Below are 16,647 nucleotides of genomic sequence, written 5' to 3' on the forward strand. Positions count from 1 at the left end.
GTGCCCGCCGCAGAGAGCACGTCTGCTGCGGCGGGCACGGCCCGTCATGTCGTGGCTACCGGTACAGCCTATCCGTGGCTGTCCTGGGCCGGCCTGCCCAGCACCAGCTGGCGGGTGCCTTTCACGCTGGTGCTGACCACCTTCTCCAGCGGTCCCTGCCCCAGGCTCCGGTGCCAGGCCACCGCGAACAGCGCCGCCACCGCCAGGTGGACCATGAACCACAGGTAGGGCAGCTCGTAGTGGGCCTCGAAGGACAGTGCCACCAAGTGGACGGTGTAGAGGGTCAAGGTCATCACGCCCATCGCCGACAGCGGTAACAACCATGCCCCGATCTTCGGGCCGATCAGCAGGAAGACGCCCAGCACCGCCAGGCTCACCCCAAGGCTGGCCGCGATCGCCAGCGGGGTGTTGGTGTGCGGGGTGGCGATCGCCAACCACCACACAGTCTCCGTGGGCAACGAGTCTGGCCCCCAGACCAGTACATCCTCCAGCTCGTGCTCGCCCATTGAGGAGGCATCCAGCAGCCGCTGGTAACCACCCAAGGCATAGAGCAGGACATAGGAAGTGGTCTGGGCGAAGATCGCCAGCCCCACGCCCACCACCACCAGTCGAGCTTGAACCTCCGTCTTGCGCAGATTCAACCGCCCCAGCCCCAGTCCGACCAGGAGATAGGTCATGTACGGCAGGGCCGGATAGGTCCCGGTCAGCAACAGCTGGGAGGCCGTGGCACCGGGCTGCGTGAGCAGATCCGTGAACGTGGGGTTGTAGGAGACGAATTCGGGCAACGCATTTTGGAGTCCCTGCATCAGCATCGGGGACACCACCCCGAAAAGCACTGCGGAGATGAACAGGGCCTTCGGGCCTGCATGCAGGAACGGAATCGCCAGCAGGAAGAACACCCCGTAGTAGATCAGGATGTTGTAAGCGGGCGGGTCCTCCGACATCAGCGTCCCGATCCACAACCCCACGATCGCGATCAGCACCGCGCGCACCACCAGGCCGATCCGGTCAGCGGTCATCGTCCTACCCTCGTGCGGGTGCCGCCCCCCGGAGGTCAGTGCCAGCCCCACCCCTGCCAGCAGGGCGAACAGGGCCGCTGAGTCCCCCGAGAACAGCCGCCACGACCAGCTCGCTTCCCCGGTCTCCTCGTTCCAAGCCGGTAGCAGATGAATGGCCATCAGCCCGATCAGCGCCAGCCCCCTGGCCGCATCGATCCCCACCAACCGGCGGGTGGGCCTTACCACCGCGTCTCCAAGACCCGCCGGCAAATGCCCTCCCATCCTCGATCCAGTACTCATCATTCCCCCTGTTAACGACAAGGTCCCGGTGCATCCGGGACCCTCTGTCCCAGGGTGGACGCCTCACTTGGAGTCCCCGTCGCGGGATTCTCAAGGTTCCATGAAGACTCCAAGGTCCATGGGCGACGCAGGCGCTTCTCCGTGCGACCGAAGCACGAAACGAGGAAAGGGAGACCCAGCGCAGGACCCGCGAGGTGGCCCGGGGTCCGTCGGACCCTGTGATCCGAGCCAGATCACCCCTTCACGTTAAAGACGGGCGCCCCAGCCCTGGGGAGGAATACTGGGGCACCCGAATGTCCGTGCACGAACGGATGAGAACGGGGTGTTCTCACTGGCAAACTATGCCCTCATCGACCCAGAAAAACAGGACGTAGAGCACCCAGCAGAGCAAGCTTCAGGGAATCTTCATGTCGTCTTGAGGGAAGCTCCACAATCCACTTCACATCCCGCCGTCACCTTTGAACTGCCATAGGCCCCGCGTCGACGTGTGGCCAACGAACGGCCCCTTCAAGTGCCGAAAGGGGACTGCCGCACCGATAAGTGCACCTATCGGTGCGGCAGTCCCCCTCGTCGGCTTTGTGACTCGAACGCGCCCGGCGAGATACATGGAGTGGGTCACCCGTTGCGAGCAGCGCCTGTAGCGCGGTAGCTGTGCGGGGCGCCTGCCGGGGCGGCACCGGTGATGTGCTCGGCGTGCGAGAGCGCCTCGGCCAGCAGGCGGTGCACGTGGGTGTCGGTCGCCCAGTAGTACGCGAAAGTGCCCTGCCGCCGGCTCTCCACCAATCCGGCCAGGCGCAGCTTGGCCAGGTGCTGGCTCACCGCCGTGGGCGCGGCGCCGACCAGCTCGGCCAGGGCGTTCACGCTGGACTCGCCCTGGAACAGTGCCCAGAGGATTTTCACCCGCGTCGCATCGGAGAGCATGCGGAAGGTTCCCGCAGCGATCCGGGCATGCTCATCATCGGGGGCAGGGTGGACCAGCTCGTCGTGCACGGCACCATGCTATCTGCGCCTTTGTATCTTCGTATCTACGTAGATACGCTTCCAGTGTGAAACCAGCCCGGCCCACCCCCGCACACGGCGACTCTCCCACCCACTCCCAGGACCATGGCCATGGTCACCATGAGGGTCATGGGCACCACGGCGGTTGGGCCCGGCTCAAGCACGCCCTCATCCCGCACAGCCATGACCACACCGAGGCCATCCAGACCGCTGAGCAGGCCAGTTCCATCGGCATCCGCGCCGCCTGGATCAGCCTGGCCGGGATGGGGGCCACGGCACTGCTGCAGATCGTCATCGTCTGGCTCAGCGGGTCGGTGGCCCTACTCGCTGACACCGTGCACAACCTCGGGCACCTGGCCACGACCATCCCGCTGATCATTGCCTTCCGCCTCGGCCGCCAGGCCCCCACCCGGCGCTACAGCTACGGGTTCCGGCGGGCCGAGGACCTGGTCGGGCTGCTCATCGGGGCCGTGATCGCCCTCTCGGCCGCGCTGATCGTCTGGGAGTCACTGCGGGCGCTGACCACCCAGCAGGACATGACCCACCTCGGGTGGGTCCTGGCTGCCGCCCTTGTCGGGGCCGCCGGCAACGAGGTCGTGGCCCGCTATCGCATCCGGGCCGGGCGGCGCATCGGCTCAGCGGCGCTGATCGCCGAGGGCCAGCACGCCCGCACCGACGCCCTGACCTCCCTAGCGGTGGTGCTCGGGGTCATCGGCGCCTGGTTCGGGCTCCCGTGGGTGGATCCGGTGATCGGCCTGGCCATTGCCGCGGTGATCATCGCGGTGCTGGTCGGGTCGATGCGCACGGTCGTGCGCCGGCTCATGGACGGCGTCGAGGACGGGACCTTGGACTTGATCGAGCGCACGGCCGCCGCCGTACCCGGGGTCGCAGCGGTGGGCCGGACACGGGCCCGGTGGAGCGGGCACCGCCTGGAGGCCGAGGTAGCGATCGCCGTGGAGAACACCCTGAGCGTGGAGGCCGGCCACAACCTCGCCCACGCCGTCGAGGAGCACCTGCGCCTACACGTCCCCCATCTGCAGCAGGCCACCATCCACGTCACCCCCGCCCAGACAGCCACCACTTCCCGGACGATCCCGTGACGCATCGGACTCAGATGGTCCTCGCTTGCGGCAGCTCCCGGATCCGCCGGTAGAGGGTCGCCCGCGACATCCCCAGGTCTCGAGCGACCTGGGTGGCCGGCTCCCCGGACTCGATCAGGCGCAGGGCGTTGCGGATCTGGGAGTCGGTGAAAGTCTGACGCCGCCCGCCCAGGTCCTTACCGGCGGCCCTCCGTTTGGCCACCGAGTCGGTGATCCGCTCCCGCTTGATCTCCAACTCCATCTGCGCCAGGGCGGCCATGACGGTGAAGACCATGGAACCCATCGGGGTCGCGGTGTCCACGTCTCCCCCACCGAGGTTCAGCACCCGCAGCCCGGCACCTTTGCCCCGCAGCTCTTCGGCGAAGCTCAGCATGTTCTGAGTCGATCGCCCCAACCGGTCCAGCGTGGTGATGACCAAGGTGTCGCTCTCTTCGAGGGCGGCCACTGCTTTGTCGAACTGTGGGCGTGATGCACGGCCTCCAGACACTCCACTGTCGACATACACGTCATCGCGCCGCACGCCGGCATCCAGAAGGTCAGACACTTGACGGTCGGCGTCCTGCTGGCGCGTCGACACTCGTGCGTACCCGATCAGCTTCCCCAAGTTCACTCCATCTGTCTCGCAACCAACGTTGAGTAGCCAATTCTAGGGGTATGGATAAAGCACAAGGATGCGAGACAGACCGAACCGCGGAAACATGCGGGGGCAAATTCTCGTGACGAGTGTCGGTTTCCGATGTCGACTGCACGGATAGCCAAAGTCGCCTGCATTGGGATTTTCTAGGCGTAGCACTCAATCTGCCGGGCAAACTTACCGCTGTCTTGTGCCTTTCTCGATGACCGAAGCCTTACTCTGATTCTGACCGAGGAGAGGACCCATCGATGCCATCTCTGCTGACCTCTGTGACCTTCGTCGGCCTCACCCCTGCCAGCATCGGCTTCCTGCTTATCGTCCTGGCCATCGCGGCAGTGTGCGTGGCGGTTCTTATCCGCGAGCACCGTCAGCGTCGTCGCCATCCCGGTTCGAGCAACCGCCCCCCCACCTCGGACGCCGCTTCTGGTGGCTCCTGGGGTTTGGGCCCCGCTGACTCGGGAGGCGGAGGCGAGGGCTGGAACTGACCTTCCCCTCCTGACCGAGAAGGGATGGCATGCTCAGCATCACTGAACTGGTGGCTTTGAACTGCACCCTGGAATTGCTGGATCCTCTCGCACTTGTCATCACGTAGCTGATCGTGTCTTGGCCGATCCTGCGCGGCAGTGGAGCCGATCCTGCGCGGCACTGGATTGGTCGGAGCCGACCCACACATGGCCCCAGGCAAGCTCGTCATCACCCTGGCCCCGCTCGTCATTCCCTTGGTGCGCCACCTGATACCAACTCCAGTCTTTCTCGGACCGCCACTACTGGCCGGCTGGCTCGCTCGTTCTCGCCACCCTGACTCCAACCTGCCTCCGTGCCGCATCTACAGCTTGCAACCACTCCCACACCCACTCCGCGCCAGGCAAAGAGACCCCCGTGTCCGGTGGACGCTGCCGGGAGAAGTAGGAAACGGCGACAGGGAGCCTTGACGCCGCCACATGCCCAGGCTGCGATCAGCCCTTCAAGTGGCTCTGACGGCGCCCACAACCCGGGGCGATCACACCAAAACTCCACCTGGACCGCTGGAGGGGCTTCAGAGCAGCCAAGCAATGAGTGGGGATGCGGGTAATACCCCTGGTCAGCCCCACCTTGCCGAAGCCCTGGGTCGGTTTCGGGGTATTCAGACCGGCGAATCTTTTACCTATTAGCGTCCCCCTTGGCAAGGACCCACTCGTTACAAAATAGATATATATGACACATTGCCGACTAGGTGCTGTTGACTTTCTTTTCATGGCGTCTAACGTGTGACGCACCTCATATTTGCATACAAAAACATCTTCCGGGAGTCGCCGTGAACTGTAAAAAATTAGGCGTTGTCGCAGCAGCGGCAACAGCCCTCATTCTTGCAACAGCAGCTCCGAGCTCGGCAGCGAGCAGCACATACTGGACGGGAGATCTCAGTATGAACCAAACCAAAATCTCCCCGGCCAGATACAGCACTGGCGGCAGGACAAACATCGGTTCCAATTACTTGACGGCAGTCAACCAAAGCGCCCAGTACGGCTATGTGTACGCCACTGCCAGAGGTGTCGGTGACGCCAGGCTTTACCACGCGCCTCGCGCGAACACCAACAACTGGTGTTCGTGGACCTTCTCCTCTTACGTCCAGGGCCAACTCTGGGTCCAGGGCACCGTCAACTACTGAGACGAGGAATAACATGCGTAACAAGCAAACAGCAGTTTGGACAACCGCTGCGGTGGGGGCGCTGGCCCTCAGCGGCATGGCTTTCAGTGGTTCTTGGGCCGACAGCCCGGAGCCCGGACCCCCGGCCGATCCGCATCTTCGGGCGCTCTCCAAAGCCAGCCAGACAGCAGCTGACAAGCTCCCTGCGGTTGTCACTGAGAATGAGCACCTGAACGACCTCGACCAGGGCTCGAGCCGCGCGCTCAAGGCCGCGGACAGGAACGACTATTGGGTTGTACGAAACGACGCCGGCGAGATTTGCCTGGTAGCAGAAACCCCGGATGAGGTTGCCGGAGCCACCTGCACCGAACCGCGTGACTTCAACGCCCACGGCCTCGGCCTTCAGGTGCTCACCCCCGACCATGGCCTCGAGGCATACCTTCTGCCGGATGATGTCGCCCGTGACGCGAATCTGGTGACCGTTGACCCGTTCGGGATGGACAAACAGCGGGCAGCGGCCAAGGGGTACAACGATTCGGCAGCCAAGGACGCCCAGTTCCAGCTCAGAATCCTTCCCGTTCCTGAGGGCGCTGGAGTGCCGCTCGGCCTCCAAACCGACGGAAATTAGGCACCGCCCTAGGGTCCCGTGTTGGCGGAGATGTTAGGCAGCTGCGAGAAACAGGCGTCGCTCAGCTTGTCCGCTGCCAAAGGTTGTCAGCGCGCTTCTCCCAGCCCGATCCCTCCAAAAAGTCCTCGGAGGGGTCATCGCTAACCAATGCGACCTCCTGACTGGGAGTCCCTCCCACCAGAACCACCACCTTGTCACTCCGAATCGCGGAGCACCCGCTGACCCAATCTTCCCCAGCGGGATCTAGCTGGATAAGGCAGGCCTCCTGATCAGGAGCGGAGGCAGGCTTCGCAGTGAAATAGGTGTAGCCGTCAATCTCCCCAAGGAAGCGGGTGGAATTCTCAAGAAATAGATCGCTTGATTCGACGGTGTCAGGTACTGGCTGAGTGGAGGATTCAGCATCAAGGACGGAAATACCGTGACTGGTAGATCCGCACGCCGAAAGGGCCAGAGCAATCCCGAGCCCCACAGCCGCCAGACGAAAATGATGTGTGTTAGTCACGCTATTTCCCTTTCCGCTGGTCCGAGTCAACGTCGACACATTATGAACAGAACCCTGTCGTCGGACAACTCGTTGCGCCTCATCGCGCAAGCACTTTATGTACCGTGCACCAGACTATATCGACGCAGTAGGAGAAATCATGTCCATGAAAAGAAAAGGCGCGGTTCTAACCAGCGCCGCAGCGTTGCTCCTTGCCACTGCAGCCCCAAGCTCGGCTGCGTCATACCAGTACTGGTACGGCGAGCTGTCCATGGATGCCACAGGGAGGTCTGGGTCGTATTCCAGCACGGGAGGCCATACCTCTCTGGGTGCGACCGGTCACTACGCCCGCAACCAAAGCGCCCAGTACGGGTATGCCTACGCTCAAGCCACGGCCTACAGGACCGTGACTCTTTCCCATGCCCGCCGATCGAACACGAACAACTGGTGCTCGTGGACGACCGGCGGGCCTTACGTGTCAGGCAAAGTGGTGGTCATCGGCAACGTCCATTACTGAGTTTTACTTCGCCCCCGCCCCCGCAATCCCATGGGTGCGAGCTCCGCAGGTAAAGAAGTCGCTCTCGGCACGTCCAACACCTTGCGCCCGTCCTCACGCAATTCTCCGGTCGGGGAGACGTGGCGGTAGAGAGTTTGCCTGGTGATGCCAAGCTCCTTGCAGAGCGCACCGACGTTGGTGCCGGGCTGGCCCATCGAAGCCATGGCGAGGCGAATCTTGGCGGGAGTCATCTTGTACGGTCGACCACCCTTCCGACCGCGGGCCCGCGCCGAGGTCAACCCAGCGATGGTGCGCTCCGAGATCAACTCGCGTTCGAACTCGGCCAGGGCGGCGAAGATCCCGAACACCAGCTTCCCTGAGGCGGTGGTGGTGTCGATCGCCGCACCTTGGCCGGTGAGGACCTTCAGCCCGATGCCGCGTTCGGTGAGCTCGTGCACCACGTTGACCAGATGGCGCAGGTTCCTCCCCAGCCGGTCGAGTTTCCACACCATCAGGGTGTCCCCGGACCGAAGGACTTTCAGGCAGGCGGCCAGCTGGGGGCGGTCGTCCTTGGCCCCGGAGGCCTTGTCCTCATACAGTGCGCCCGCCTCGATGCCGGCGCCCAGCAGCGCGTCGCGCTGCAGGTCGGTGGTCTGAGACCCGTCGGCCTTCGATACCCGCATGTACCCCACCAACACGGCGCTCACCCTTCATCACTTATACGACCGTTTGCGTGACACGGCGGTCGCAAATCCGTCGACCTCCCTTTGGTGTCACTTAACCCGTTACTTATCCTAGGTCATACAAAGGGTCCGATTACGGTGTTGTGTGACAGACACGAGGCGATCAAAGCGTCTGGGAAGATGCACGTCGTGCAGGGAGTGCACAGCATGAGCGACGAACGTGTTCGAAAGTGATGCGCAATGAGTACGCTGGACATTGTTGACGTGGTCTACAGACGCTCGATGGACGGGAGAACTTGGTGCCTTTTGAGGTGTTCGACAAAAGAATGACTCCGCTGGCGAAGGCGCCCAGTGTCACGATTCAGAAGCGGGGCGTGATCTCGCTAAACAAAGCCGCCCACAACCTGCTCAGCAACGTGGAGACGGTGGAGTTGCTCTACGACCAGGACCGTCAGATCATGGCGCTACGCGCAGCTGATGACTCGTCTCCGCATGCTTATGCGGTCCGCACCGGTTCCAAGCGTGGGCCTGGGCAGGCCATTGTCTCGGCTACCGCGTTCACGCAGCACTACGGGATTGACACCACTGCCACGAGGCGATGGAAGCCTTTCGTGGAGGATGGCATGCTCTGCGTTGACCTCACCGTCGAGGGTGTGATTATCACCGGCAACCGCACCAAGGTCGCGACCGTTGCGGAGCCGGAGGAGGCCGACGACATTCTCACCGAGGCTCCCGCCCCCGACTCACCGACCGATCACTCCGCCGACCACGCCTGAGCGCCCGCCTCGGCCGGGGCGCCACGGTGCCCTCACCGACGGCGAGGAGAAGAACCGCTCATGGCTCCCGGAACCAGTCGGGGGCACCTGCCCGAAGTGCTATGAGGTCACGGCCCGGGAGGGAGATGGTGCTCGGGGACCCCGAGGGTGATCATGTCCTGGCGGACACGCTTCCGGTGGTCGGGGGTCCGATTCCACGCGGTGAGGAAGACCAGCAGCTGGGAGGCGACGGCGGGGTCGTCCTGGGCGGCGGCGATCACCTGGTGCATGGAGTCCCTGGCCTGCTTCCAGTACCCGGCCGGCTCCTCCATCAGTGTGGCGCCCTGCTCAGGGGCGTTACCGGCCGCGGTGGTCTCTGGGGCGCTCGTCCCCTCAGCCGGTGGTGTGCCGTCGACGACGGGGCGGTGGGGCTCAGAACGCAGCAGCGCCCCGAGCGTGCCCGCGGCGGGTACTTGCCCGGTGTTGATCAGGTGCATTGCGGTGGCGGCGGCTTCGAGAAACGTCTGCTGGCGGGGCCAGGGCAGGGTTTCGTAGGGCCGCCACCGGGTCATTCCGCCGCGCAGCGGGTGACCGGTGTGCTGCCAGATCTCCCGCAGCGCGCGTTGGGCGCTGCAGCCCAGTGCGGAGATCGGGGTGGAGAGCTCCTCGATCAGCGTGCGCAGCAGCCGGAACCACACCCCGGCGTGCACTTGTCGTCCCGGCAGCCTCACGATCCCGGTGCGCATAGCTTCTTCGGTGCGCCGGTCCATCGCCGCGACCGGGCCCGGCGCTGTGGTGGGGTCGGTGTCCGGGTGCGTCCAGGCGAGGAAAGCGCCTCGGATGCCCATCATGTCCTCGAGGCGGCAGCCGTGGTCGGGGCAGGAGAGTCCCACCGGCAGCTGGGAGACCAGGGTGAGTTGCCGGGCCTCGGGTGCGGTGTTGTCGATGCACACCGGGCAGGCCCGGCGCATCGGCGCAGACTTCTGCTGGGTCGGCAGCCAGGCCCGCCAACCCGGTACCCGGCGGTGCGGGATCTGCCCCGGCGCCAGGAGCACCGAGTGCTGCCCGACGTAGGTGTCGAAGCCGGCCCCGGGTGCCGGCTCAGGCTCCATCGGGTCCAGCAGCCAGGGCACCTGCCCGGCCACCGTCATCCGGTGCAACTGGGCCCGGGGTACGCCGGTGCGCTCGGTGAGGGCGGTGAGCACCCCGGGTGGGGGATCCACGTCCAAGGTGTCGAGGAGGTGGGCGTCCAACTGCAGGGAGACCGCCCCGAGGTTGTGCTCCAGCAGCTGTTGGGCGTCCATGCCGTAGGCGCCGGCGACCCGATCCAACCAGGACGACAGGGCCTCGCCCTCACCGGGGCGCGGGTGTAGCGGCCACCGCAGCATGGTGGTCATGCCAGTTCACGCTCGAACAGCCGGCGCCGCTCGGTGGGCCCGGCATAGGGGGCCATCAGCAGCGTGGTCTGGGTGATGGCCTCTTCCCCGGATTCAATCCCTGCCACCGCCGCGTCAGTGAGCAGGTGGGCCAGCTCCCCGATGGTGCCCTCGCACCGGGTGAGCAGATACCGGGCCATCTGTTGGGTGGCGATGTTCGAGGGGCGTCGCAGCGGGAAGGAGGCGGCGAAGCTGGCCAGCAACGAACACCCCAGCCCGTCGGGCTCCCACCTCGGCAGGGTGAAGGGTTCGAAGCGGTTCTCCAGCTGATCATCGGAACGGATCGCCAGGTAGGCCTCCCGGGTGCCGACCCCCACCAGCGGGATGCGCAGCTCGTTGCCCAGGAACCGGATGAGGTTCAGGAACTCCCGGCGGGCATCGGCGCGGCCGGCCAGCACGTTGTGCAGCTCATCGATCACCAGCATCTGCACCCCGACCGCCCGCAGCAGCCCCAGGGTGCGTTGCTCGAGCTCGGCCAGCCGCTGCCTCGGGCGCAGCGGGGCCCCGAGGGCGGCCAGCAGCCCGGTGTAGAAACGGATCACCGTCGGCTCCGAGGGCATCTGCACCACCAGCACCGGGATCCGTTCCCGGTCCGCCTCACTGACCGGTGCGTGGAGGCGCCGGAACTTCTCGATGATCATCGACTTGCCGTTGTTCGTCGCCCCGATCAGCAGCAGGTTCGGCATCCGCTGCTTGCCCGGCCACGCCAACAGCTCCTCGAGCCGATCCAGGGCCGCGGTGGCCCGCGGGTAGCCGATCCACCGGTCCGCCCGCACATAGTGCAGCCGCTCGGGCCCGGGCAGACGGGCCACCGCCCGGGCCCCCGGATGCAAGTGCCCCAGCTCCCCCCTGTCGATGTCACCGATCTCGGCCTCGTTCACCATTGCTCGATCTCCTCGAACGGCGCAGCGGCGTCCGCGCCACTGACATCGGTATCGCCCACATCCACCTCGGAAAGGGAACCGTCCCCCGCCGGAGGCACCAGGCCGGGGCGGGGCAACGAGCTCCCCGTGCTGGCGTGGCGGCGGCGCTGGGCGTCGCGGCGGGCCCTGCGCGTCGTGGTGGCGGCGGTGTCGGTGATGGTGCGCATCTGCTCCACCACCCGGAACAGCGCCTGCTCATCGACCTGCGCTCTGCCTTGCTCCCGCAACCGGGCCAGCGCACCACGGTGCTCCCACACACTGATCGGCGGATGCGACAGCGTCCGGTAGGGCACCGGCAGATAGGCACCCCCCTCAGGCTCGAGCACCCAGATCCGGCTGATGTCGCGCGGATCGCGGCGGAGCACGAACTTGCCCAACTGATCCCGGCGTCCGATCCAGGGCTTGAGCGCGTCACTGAAATAGCGCACGTGATCGACCACGAAACCGGTGCGCGTCAGCGACCGGCGGATCACCGGCAGGAAGTCGATCAAGAAGGCCGCCTCATCCCCGACGGTCGCCGGCGGTCCCCCGGCCGTTCCAGCCGCCCAGGCCGCCGCCGGGGTCTGACCCGTGGTAGTGTGCACCCGCCCGTGGTAGCCGGCCACCGCCAGCACCATCCACCGCTCCAACTCCCCCAGGGTCAGCACAGCCCGGGCCTGAGAGTCGTAGCCGCCCCGCTCCCCCGGATCCGAAAACGTCGTGCCGGGCAACTCGTGCACCATCCCCATCAGCGTGCCGATCACCCGCTCGACCACCCCGCCGTAGTGGGGTTGGCCCGCCGGCCGGTAGGCCAGCTCGATCCCGTGCTGCTCACAGCCGCGGCGCAACGCCTCGGAATGGAACTCCGAGGCATTGTCCACATACAGCTGCCCCGGCTTGCCCGCCATCGGCCAGGAAGCCTCCACGCCCAACCGCTCCAGCCACGGGCGCTTGTCGGTGACCATGTGCCCCAGGCACAACCCCACCGACAGCGCCGAGGGCGCCTCCAGGGTCAACACCATCCCGACGATGCATCTGCTGAACACATCGATGCCCACCGTCACGTACGGCCGCCCGATCGGCAGCCGATGCCGGGCGTCGACCACGATCACATCCACCACCGTGTGATCGATCTGCACCTGCTCCAGCACCGACCTCACCGGTGGGACGTGTCCGCCGGCCGGCTCCAGGGCCCGTGCCGCATCCGGGCCCGCCCGCGCCCGCCTGGCCATCACCGGGTCCAGGTCGGCGATCCGCCGGGCCACCGCCCCACGGGAGGGCACCGCCAACCCCCGGGACCGGCACACCTGGGCGATCTCCCGGTGGACCGAAGCGATCGACCTACGTTGCCGCGACAGGTAGGACCGGCCCAGCACTTCCTGGATGACCGCCTCCACAGCCTCCGGCAGACGCCGCCCACCACGGCCCCCGGAGGAAGCCCCCGGGACCAGGTCCGAGACCACACCCTCCCCGGCCCGCCACCGGCCCAGCAGCGTATAGACCTGCCGCCGCGACAACCCCAACTCCTCCGCGGCAGCATCCGCAGCGGCAGCCCCCACCGCCCCAGCCGCCGCCAGCGGACCGATCACCTCCGCGCGTCGGACCGCCACCGCCCAGACCTCATCAGGAACGCTCAGCAGACCCCGCTCAACCACCCGGTCACCCTCGACCGTCTCGTTGTGCATAGAACTATGGAACAACACCACCGGTCGCGCACACGAGTACGGAAACCCAAGATGACCGAACTCGACTACACACCCGCGCCATCACAGACCCGACCGTGCAGCCGACTTCGGGAACTGACAACGAGACGTCTCGCATCCCTTGCCTTCAGAGACACACTCGACGAGCTGTACTCGACTGTCCGACGGATGCATGCGATGGTTACGATGAATTCAACCGTATTTATTCACGAGCCGTAGGGGAAACGATGCCGTTCGAGGTGTTCGACAAGAGGATGACTCCACTGGCGAAGGCGCCGAGTGTGACTATTCAGAAGCGCGGAGTGATCTCACTGAACAAGGCCGCTCACGATCTGGTGGACAACGCTGAGACGGTGGAGCTGCTCTACGACCGGGATCGACACGTCATGGCGTTGCGTGCGACCGATGACACCTCCCCGCACGCCTACGCGGTGCGGAATGGTTCGAAGCGCGGACCGGGGCAGGCGATGGTCTCAGCCACGGCCTTCACAGCCCACTACGAGATCGACACCACGGCCACGAGGCGATGGAAGCCCTTTGTGGAGGACGGCATGCTCTGCGTGGATCTCACCGAGGAGGGAACTGTCATCACCGGCAACCGCACCAAGGTCGTCGCGTCCTCGGATGCAGCGGACCCGGCTGATTCCACTGCAGACGACGCGACCTCTGAGGCGTCTGTCGAAGATCGTCCGGATCAGCCCTGACCTCGCCACGCTGGGTCCTCCAGCCACCGGTGCGGGAGGTCGAGGGGCCTCCGCCCATGGCCCGGGAAGAAGAAGACCTTGAGGGCCACCTTGAGGAGTCCATTCCCTGATCCCTCATCTGCCCAGCGGCCAGCTCCTGCGCGTCGAGGATCACGACGGATTCCACCGGCTCGGTGTCCCCCACACCCCTGGCTCCGCACGATGGCAGCGAAAACGCCCGGGCAGGACTGCATCGACGGCGCCGCAGCATCCCACCCATCAACAGTGCCCCTCCACTCCCAGGTGACCAGGTGCACGTTTGGGTCCAGGAGGCGCTGCACTGCTCGGGCACCGTGGAGATCGTCGCGGCTGAGCTGGGATTCATCTGGATCCGTGAGGACGGAACAAATGGCATGGGAGCCCGCCGGCTGCTCGCTGTCCGCGAGTACCGGATACATCGGCAAGACTCTCCCGCTGCTCCTCCTGCGCAGTGACCCCCGGGAAACCCGGTCCCCGAACATGGCCTTGAGCGCAGCACACCGAAGGCACCCCGGACGCGCGGCACCGGGATATCAGGACACTGGGACACCGGGCAGGATGAAACGTTGACCAGCGCACGACGGGTGTCGAACACGCCCGCCCATGTCAACGCGCTGTGGTGCATCAGCACAATCGTAGAATCAAGCCCATGGATGACCCCTGGGGAGAGGAACAAGCCCGGCTGCTGCAGGAAGCCCTGACACGGGCCGGCATCACCCTCGAGCAGCTGTGGCCGTTCTACCTCCACCTGGGCGGGGCCGCCCATCGAGTGGAGATCGAGGCTTATCTGCACAACTCGCTGAAGCTTCCTCGCGCTCAACGGGATCTGCTCGCCCATGCCGCGAACATCTTGATCGCCCGCCTCCCACCGCCCCAGGCGCCGTACAGCACCGAGCTCCAAAGCCGCCACCCCGACACCTCGTATTCCGTTGGCCAGGGCAGTCACGCGCCCGGCCACGGCGAAATCCTCCGCAGCCCTGAGAGGGAATCCTCGCCGCATGACACGCCCCCCACAGGTCCCAGCGCCTGAAGCTTTCCCTGAAGGGCGTCTCACCAAGGCCTGTCGCGCAGCCACTGGCGGGTGGAGCGGGGGCGGGGGAGTCCTCGGGCAGGTATGGGCGCCACCGGGTGCAGACGATGAAGCAATGTCGTTACTCGCAGAACCGGTCCGAGCCCAGGTACCCGGCGTAAAATTCCTAGTCAAAGACATGTTCGCGCCGATTGAGCCCTGAACTGAGGACTCCAACGGTATCCATCCCAGCAGCCCCCTTTGCTGGGTGGTCCGGTGCCCCTATACCGGATCAGGAAGCGCCCCTGCCGCCTCCCCGGCCCGGGGCGCTTCCGTTGTGGAAGCCCGGCCGGAGCACTCGCTGCCCGGAGGACTGTCCACGCCTTCTCCGGTGACCGGCTGCGTCGGCACCAGCCACCCTTTCCCCGCACCCCGCTCGGCCACGCCTGTCCTGACCGCCACAAACTGCCGGCCTCAGCAGGCGCTGCGCTCAGGAAGTCGTCGTCGCCGGCGGTAGTCGTCGCAGACGCACCAGGATGCGAACCGCCGGGATCACCAGCCCGCCCAGCAGCAACACCGCGAAGGCCCCCAATGCCGGGCCCATGACCAGCAACGAGGCCGCCGCGAGCAGCGAGATCACCGCCAGGGAGACCGCCGCCGTGCGGCGCTGATGCGTGGCTGGTTCCCGCCGCAGGATCGGTGTCTCAACGAGGAGCCCGACGATGACCAGCACCGGGTAACCCAGCACGGGCAGGATGAAGGCGAGGGCTTGAAGGCCGGTGAAGTCAAACAACACCTGCCCCGTTCCCGCCGGGGCCGTGATCAACACCGCCACCGCCACCGGCGTCGAAGCTCCTGCCCTTGCAGCCTCCACGTCCGCTGTCGGAGCCGCCGCTGGTGTGCGCGGCACCGGAGCCGCCCAACACCGCGGTGGGCCCATCAGCGTGAACCCGGTGACGAATCCGGATGCGATCATCGAGCCGTTTCGGGCCGTAGAGACGCATAAGGACCACCACGCACACCACGGCCAGCACCGCCCCGAGAACCAGCATGATGGTCACGGACGGGCCCAGGTCCGTGGAAGCCCAGCGAGCAGCACAGCTGGCATGAGCATCTCCTTCGACGTGCCGTGAGATCAGCTTGCGGGCAATTAGCCACCCTTGACCAGGCCAGGGCCCCACACGCCGATGATGACGCGGAACTTCCCGTCCGTGGTCACATCCACCGACGCGCCCAGGACACTGCTGTGCTGCCCCATGACCCCCTGCGCCGGTCGCCCACAGCAGCCACCTGCCGCACCCGAGGCAGGACTGGTCAGGCCAGGTGCATGCCCTAGCTGAGGTGCTGGTACGGGTAGGCCCCGGGGACCTCAGCCAGCCGTTGCCCGGCACGGGCAGGGATCAGCGCCGGGGTGCTCTTCACCCCTTGCTGGCGCATAGCCGTGAGCCGGTGGACACCATCAGTGATCGCCTCCGGGGAGGCAACGATGGGGTGGTGCCATGCCAAGCCCAGCACCGCCTCCTCAAGGTGTCCCGAACAATTCCGTGGCAGGTGCCGCTCGACCACCACCCCCAACGCCGGCCGAGGTTCCTTGCCAGTGGCCAGGTCAGCCAGTGCGCGCTCCAGCGCGTCGGCGGCCATCGTGGTCGCTTCCCTCCAGTCCACCGAGTGGTACCAGCAGCACCGCCGGACTCTGCGATAGGGCCGGTGCAGCACCGACCCGTACATCGGCGGTGTCATGCACGGCACCCGGAACGGCCGTGTTGCCGGGAGACCACTGATGCGCAGATCGCCCACCACCAGCGCATCAGCCTCCAAAGGCACCTCGCCTGCAGCGTCCACAGCAGAGCCTCCCCTTCCGCGGGTCGGAAGACCTTGACTCCCCCGCCACCCACCCGAAAGCCATCACCGAGGGCGCACCCCATGGTGCGCCCTGCAACCGGCACCAGCCCTGACGTCTACCGACCAGGGCACCTTGGCTTCTGCACACCAGCGTGACACGGCCCCCTTCCAACGCCCCAGCACACCTTGTGTCATGACGGTTGATTGGTGACCGGACGCTGTTTGTTACGGGCTGACAGGCAGACACACCCGTCTCCACGGTCCGTTCCGCCACTGTGCGCCCCTGCCCCCTAGGGCATGTCTCTTTAATCGTGTGAGTGGTTCTGCGAGGC

At 65.9% G+C, this 16,647-nt stretch carries 16 protein-coding genes; 5 read left to right on the top strand and 11 right to left on the bottom strand.

Annotated features, from left to right (window positions below):
* Nucleotides 1-68: 68 nt before the first annotated feature.
* Together AVL61_RS09015 and AVL61_RS09020 are read right to left on the bottom strand one after the other, a co-directional pair.
* The gene (locus AVL61_RS09015; protein ID WP_229588155.1) at nt 69-1,220 is read right to left on the bottom strand and encodes a heparan-alpha-glucosaminide N-acetyltransferase domain-containing protein; all 1,152 of its coding nucleotides are present in this window, start codon (nt 1,218-1,220) and stop codon (nt 69-71) included.
* 693 nt (nt 1,221-1,913) lie between these two features.
* On the bottom strand, nt 1,914-2,288 hold the full coding sequence (locus tag AVL61_RS09020) for an ArsR/SmtB family transcription factor (RefSeq protein WP_047803062.1): 375 nt from the start codon (nt 2,286-2,288) through the stop codon (nt 1,914-1,916).
* Nucleotides 2,289-2,344: 56 nt separating this feature from the next.
* Between AVL61_RS09020 and AVL61_RS09025 the strand changes: the two genes are divergently transcribed.
* Nucleotides 2,345-3,397, top strand: a complete 1,053-nt coding sequence (locus AVL61_RS09025) for a cation diffusion facilitator family transporter (RefSeq protein ID WP_047803061.1) — start codon at nt 2,345-2,347, stop codon at nt 3,395-3,397.
* 10 nt (nt 3,398-3,407) lie between these two features.
* On the opposite strand, the gene AVL61_RS09030 is transcribed toward AVL61_RS09025, so the two are convergent.
* A complete protein-coding gene (locus AVL61_RS09030) occupies nt 3,408-4,001 on the bottom strand; it encodes a recombinase family protein (RefSeq protein WP_058874021.1) in 594 nt (197 codons plus the stop codon).
* A 1,691-nt stretch (nt 4,002-5,692) separates the two neighbouring features.
* On the opposite strand from AVL61_RS09030, the gene AVL61_RS09035 reads away from it, so the two are divergent.
* The gene (locus AVL61_RS09035) at nt 5,693-6,286 is read left to right on the top strand and encodes a hypothetical protein (RefSeq protein ID WP_157571356.1); all 594 of its coding nucleotides are present in this window, start codon (nt 5,693-5,695) and stop codon (nt 6,284-6,286) included.
* A 61-nt stretch (nt 6,287-6,347) separates the two neighbouring features.
* Here AVL61_RS09035 and AVL61_RS17845 read toward each other — a convergent pair whose 3' ends face one another.
* A complete protein-coding gene (locus AVL61_RS17845) occupies nt 6,348-6,788 on the bottom strand; it encodes a hypothetical protein (protein WP_157571357.1) in 441 nt (146 codons plus the stop codon).
* A 489-nt stretch (nt 6,789-7,277) separates the two neighbouring features.
* On the bottom strand, nt 7,278-7,961 hold the full coding sequence (locus tag AVL61_RS09040; protein WP_157571361.1) for a recombinase family protein: 684 nt from the start codon (nt 7,959-7,961) through the stop codon (nt 7,278-7,280).
* A gap of 284 nt (nt 7,962-8,245) precedes the next feature.
* Here AVL61_RS09040 and AVL61_RS09045 point away from each other — a divergent pair, with 284 nt between their 5' ends.
* Entirely contained in the window at nt 8,246-8,722 is a 477-nt protein-coding gene (locus AVL61_RS09045) for a hypothetical protein (RefSeq protein ID WP_058874023.1), read from the top strand.
* Between the two features lie 107 nt (nt 8,723-8,829).
* Here the strand turns inward: AVL61_RS09045 and AVL61_RS09050 are convergent, their stop codons facing one another.
* Genes AVL61_RS09050 through AVL61_RS09060 form a run of 3 tightly spaced genes read right to left on the bottom strand, consistent with a single transcriptional unit; the run spans nt 8,830 to nt 12,724 of the window.
* Entirely contained in the window at nt 8,830-10,098 is a 1,269-nt protein-coding gene (locus AVL61_RS09050; RefSeq protein WP_058874024.1) for a TniQ family protein, read from the bottom strand.
* Nucleotides 10,095-11,021, bottom strand: coding sequence for a TniB family NTP-binding protein (locus AVL61_RS09055; protein ID WP_058874025.1), 927 nt, complete (start codon nt 11,019-11,021; stop codon nt 10,095-10,097). The genes AVL61_RS09050 and AVL61_RS09055 overlap by 4 nt, the downstream gene beginning before the upstream one ends.
* Nucleotides 11,015-12,724 (bottom strand): Mu transposase C-terminal domain-containing protein, encoded by a 1,710-nt coding sequence (locus AVL61_RS09060; RefSeq protein ID WP_058874026.1) that lies wholly within the window; start codon nt 12,722-12,724, stop codon nt 11,015-11,017. The genes AVL61_RS09055 and AVL61_RS09060 overlap by 7 nt, the downstream gene beginning before the upstream one ends.
* A 245-nt stretch (nt 12,725-12,969) precedes the next feature.
* On the opposite strand from AVL61_RS09060, the gene AVL61_RS09065 reads away from it, so the two are divergent.
* On the top strand, nt 12,970-13,446 hold the full coding sequence (locus AVL61_RS09065) for a hypothetical protein (RefSeq protein WP_058874027.1): 477 nt from the start codon (nt 12,970-12,972) through the stop codon (nt 13,444-13,446).
* Between the two features lie 667 nt (nt 13,447-14,113).
* Entirely contained in the window at nt 14,114-14,494 is a 381-nt protein-coding gene (locus tag AVL61_RS09070; protein ID WP_058874028.1) for a hypothetical protein, read from the top strand.
* Between the two features lie 469 nt (nt 14,495-14,963).
* Here the strand turns inward: AVL61_RS09070 and AVL61_RS09075 are convergent, their stop codons facing one another.
* The 3 genes from AVL61_RS09075 to AVL61_RS09080 all read right to left on the bottom strand — a co-directional run bounded on the left by AVL61_RS09075 (nt 14,964) and on the right by AVL61_RS09080 (nt 16,315).
* The gene (locus tag AVL61_RS09075) at nt 14,964-15,269 is read right to left on the bottom strand and encodes a hypothetical protein (RefSeq protein ID WP_157571358.1); all 306 of its coding nucleotides are present in this window, start codon (nt 15,267-15,269) and stop codon (nt 14,964-14,966) included.
* Nucleotides 15,259-15,534: a hypothetical protein gene (locus tag AVL61_RS17850; RefSeq protein ID WP_157571359.1), complete on the bottom strand. Its 276-nt coding sequence runs from the start codon at nt 15,532-15,534 to the stop codon at nt 15,259-15,261. The genes AVL61_RS09075 and AVL61_RS17850 overlap by 11 nt, the downstream gene beginning before the upstream one ends.
* Before the next feature lie 271 nt (nt 15,535-15,805).
* Nucleotides 15,806-16,315 (bottom strand): hypothetical protein, encoded by a 510-nt coding sequence (locus AVL61_RS09080; protein ID WP_157571360.1) that lies wholly within the window; start codon nt 16,313-16,315, stop codon nt 15,806-15,808.
* Between the last annotated feature and the right edge of the window lie 332 nt (nt 16,316-16,647).

The sequence above is a fragment of the Kocuria rosea subsp. polaris genome (genome assembly GCF_001483755.1).
Taxonomy (GTDB): domain Bacteria; phylum Actinomycetota; class Actinomycetes; order Actinomycetales; family Micrococcaceae; genus Kocuria; species Kocuria cellulosilytica.